Raw genomic sequence first — 1,443 nt, 5'->3', positions numbered from 1 at the left:
GTAGAAGTCCGTCGCAAGCACGCTGTAGTTTCCGCCGACCACCTTCGGCGCGCCGAAGTCCGCAAAGCAGAGCGTGAATGAGACGAGCCACGCGCTGATGATTCCGAACTTGGCGCCTGGCAGCGTCACCGTTCGGAAGGTGCGGAACGCGCCCGTCCCCATTACGCGCGCCGCCTCGTAGAGCCTGTTGTCGCAGTAGGAGAGCGTGACGGAGAGTATCAGAAAGGCCTGCGGGAAGGTGTAGACCGCCTCGCAGACGATTATCCCAAGCGGGCCGTAAAGCGGAAGTGAAAGTCCCGCCATCGAAAGAAGCCCTTTGTTGCCTATCAGGTAGACCAGAGCTATCCCAAACATCATCGTCGGCGCAAAAAGCGGCAGCATCGCGGTAAAGCGCAGCAGCCGCTTTGCTGGCACGGCCGCCCTCGTAAGCGCGTAGGCGTAGACGAAGGCAAGAGCGGTCGAAAGGCAGGATACGGTGAAGGAGACGAAAAGGGAGTTTGTGAGCGACCTCACAAGATGCGGCTGTGTGAAATATTCCCTGAAATTTGCAAGCCCTATGAAGCGCCCGTCGTTTGCCTGAAAGGCTTTTGCAAAAAGCGCGGTCATAGGGCAGACGACAGCGGCTAAGAGAAATAATATCGAAAAAACGAGCAGAAAGAGCTGGAACCTGCTGCCGTTTTTGACCTTTATCACAGCGCGCGCTCGAGGCAGATCATTTTTTCCGCAGGGATGTCAAGAAAAACGCCGGCGCCGGCGCGCAAAGGCAGCCGCCGCCCCTGCTGGGACGGCACGTCTACGGTGAACTCGCCGTCGTCTGAGGCTACCCCCACGCGGTAGAAGGCGCCGCGGAACTCGATCTCTGATATTGTTGCCGGGATGGCGCCGTTTGCGCCAGCCTTTTGATATATCTTTAAACTCTCAGGGCGAATGGCCCAGCTGCGGCTCTTCATAAAATTCACCGTGCCTACGAAATCCGCGACGAAAGGGCTTTTCGGCGATTCATAGATATTCTGCGGAGTGTCTATCTGCTCGATAGAGGCGTTGTTCATCACGATGACGCGGTCGGCCATGGAGAGCGCCTCCTCCTGGTCGTGCGTCACCATTATCGTCGTGATGCCAAGCTGCCGCTGTATGCGGCGCAGCTCGCGGCGCAGTTTTACGCGCACCTTAGCATCAAGCGCCGACAGGGGTTCGTCAAGGAGCAGAAATTCCGGGTTCAGCACGATGGCGCGCGCAAGTGCCACGCGCTGCTGCTGGCCGCCGGAAAGCTGCTGCGGATATTTTTTCCTCTGCTCGCACAATCCCGTCATCTCTATCGCGGCATCTACGCGCGAAGCCGCTTCCGCGCGCGAACAGGGCCTGTTCCAAAGGCCGTATCCGATGTTGTCCGCGGCCGTCATGTTCGGGAAGAGCGCGTAGGACTGAAAGACGATGCCGATGTTT

Annotated in this window: 2 protein-coding genes; both read right to left on the bottom strand. The window is 58.4% G+C overall.

Translation table 11 applies throughout. The features are described 5' to 3' along the window. Positions 1-693, bottom strand: a 693-nt coding sequence (locus tag RRY12_11855; protein MEG2185366.1) for an ABC transporter permease subunit, incomplete at its 3' end; no start/stop codon positions are given. Continuing rightward, positions 690-1,443: ATP-binding cassette domain-containing protein (locus tag RRY12_11850; protein ID MEG2185365.1), on the bottom strand; the 754-nt coding region annotated here is incomplete at its 5' end. The genes RRY12_11855 and RRY12_11850, both read right to left, overlap by 4 nt.

Source organism: Cloacibacillus sp., assembly GCA_036655895.1.
Classification (GTDB): domain Bacteria; phylum Synergistota; class Synergistia; order Synergistales; family Synergistaceae; genus JAVVPF01.
This window is presented reverse-complemented; position numbering and strand designations above follow the sequence as displayed.